Below are 1,726 nucleotides of genomic sequence, written 5' to 3' on the forward strand. Positions count from 1 at the left end.
CCCCCGAGCCGCCCGCGCCGCGTCGCGTCGTGGGGGAGCGGGCCCCCCTCACGCCCCTGCAACGCGCCTTCCACACCAACGGCCGGCTGTACCCGGACGTCACCGCGTACGCGTACGTGCGGCAGACCGTCGAAGGCCCGCTGGACGGCGGCCTGCTCGGCCGGGCGTTCGCGGTGGTCGCCGAGCGGCACCCCATGCTGCGGCTGCGGATCGCCGACGACCACCAGCGCGCGGTGCCACCCGAGCCGTACCCCGCGCCGTCCTGGTACGAGGTACGGGAGGCCGGCGCGGGGCGGCCGCCGCTGGCCGACCTCGAAGAGGCGCTGTGCAACCGGCCGTTCGACCTCGCCGTCGAGGCGCCGGTGCGCGCCGTGCTGGTGCGCGAGGGCGCCGACACGGCCCGGCTGCTGCTCCTCCTGCACCACGCCGCCGCCGACGGGTTCAGCCTCAACGTGCTGAGCGAGGAGCTGTGGTCGGCCTACACCGCGCTCGCCCACGCCAGGGACCCCGAACTGCCGCCGCCGGCAACCGACTTCGCGACGCATGTCGTCGCGGCCACCGAGGCGGAACGTGCCACGCCCCGCTTCGCCGAGGACCACCGGTACTGGCGGGACCGGCTCGCCGCGCACGCCGGCCCGCTGGAGCTGCCCTGGGACGGCGATCCCACCGCACCGCCCGCCGCGCCGCTCACCGCGCACGAGTCGGCGGCCGCCGACCCCCGACTCACCACCGCCCTCCGCGAGTTGGCCGCCGCCCACGGCGTCACGCCGTTCCACCTGCTGCTGGCCGCGTACGCGCGCTGCCTGGCGCGGTGGAGCGGGCGGCACGAGATCGCGGTCAACGTGGCCCGCGCGCGCCGCGAGAACCTGCCGGCCGGGGCCGCCAGGATGGTCGGTCCGCTCGCCGACACGCTGCCGCTGCTGGCCACCGTCGACCCGGACGAGCCGCTGCCCGCGCTGGCCCGACGGCTGCGCGCGACCTGGCTGGACGCCGAGCGGCACGCCCGGCTCGGCAGCCTCGACATCGCCAGACTGCTGCCCGCCGCCGGTCCCGGGCCGCGCACCGCGTCCCCCGCCGGATTCAGCTTCGCCCGCTTCCCCGTCGCCGTGGACCCCGACTGCCCGGTCACCGTCCGCCCGACCGCCGCCCGCACCGCGTCGGCCGCCACCCGCCTGGGACTCCTCTGCTGGGAGAGCGACGGCGCCCTGCGGTTCTCCTGGAACTTCCCCGCCCAGCTGTTCGCCCGGGCCACCGTGGCACGGCTGGCCGACGAGTACCTGGCCGAACTCGCCCGACTCCAGAAGGCCACCGAGGAGGTCGGGCCGCGTGGCGGGATCGTCGAGCGCCTCGGCGCCCGCTTCCTGGCCGCCGCCGACCGGGTCGCGGTCGACACCGGCACGACCACCCTGACCTACCGCGAACTCGACCACGCGTCCGCCGCCCTCGCCGGCCGGCTGCGGGCCCGTGGCGTCGCGCCGGGAGACCTGGTCGGCCTGCTGGTGGAGCCGGGCGCGGACACCGTCGTCGGCGTCGTCGGCATCCTGCGCGCCGGCGCCGGGTGGGTGCCGCTCGACGCCACCCACCCGGCCGCCCGGCTGGCCGACCAACTCCGCCGCACCGCCGCCACGACCGTCGCCTGCCACGCCGCCACCCGCGCCACGGCCGACGCGCTCCACGGCGTGACGGCGGTGTCCGTCGACGACCCCGCACCGGCCCCGGCCACCGG

At 78.1% G+C, this 1,726-nt stretch carries 1 protein-coding gene; it reads left to right on the forward strand.

The genetic code is table 11. The features are described 5' to 3' along the window. Nucleotides 1-1,726 (forward strand): condensation domain-containing protein (locus E1283_RS35925; protein WP_165956369.1); only part of this gene is annotated, 1,726 nt, incomplete at both ends.

Source organism: Streptomyces hainanensis (assembly GCF_004348415.1).
Lineage (GTDB): Bacteria > Actinomycetota > Actinomycetes > Streptomycetales > Streptomycetaceae > Streptomyces > Streptomyces hainanensis.